General features: G+C 62.4%; 1 protein-coding gene. It reads left to right on the plus strand.

The genetic code is table 11. From position 1 onward, the window contains the following. Nucleotides 1-319: ATP synthase beta subunit C-terminal domain-containing protein (locus E3U55_RS17160; RefSeq protein WP_456071345.1), on the plus strand; the 319-nt coding region annotated here is incomplete at both ends.

A 319-nucleotide genomic window follows, 5' to 3' on the forward strand; every position in this document is an offset into this window, starting at 1 on the left:
GGCGACCACCTTCGCCCACCTCGACGCCACGACCGAGCTGTCTCGTGAGATCGCCTCGAAGGGTCTGTACCCCGCCATCGACCCGCTGACCTCGACGTCGCGCATCATGGACCCCCGCTACTTGGGCGAGGACCACTACCGCGTCGCGACGACCGTCAAGCAGATCCTCCAGAAGAACAAGGAGCTGCAGGAGATCATCGCGATCCTCGGTGTCGACGAGCTCTCCGAGGAAGACAAGATCGTCGTGTCGCGCGCACGTCGTATCCAGCAGTTCCTCTCGCAGAACACCTACATGGCCAAGAAGTTCACGGGTGTCGAG

Origin of the sequence: Filobacillus milosensis (assembly GCF_004402015.1) — a bacterium.
Classification (GTDB): Bacteria; Bacillota; Bacilli; order Bacillales; family Alkalibacillaceae; genus Filobacillus; species Filobacillus milosensis.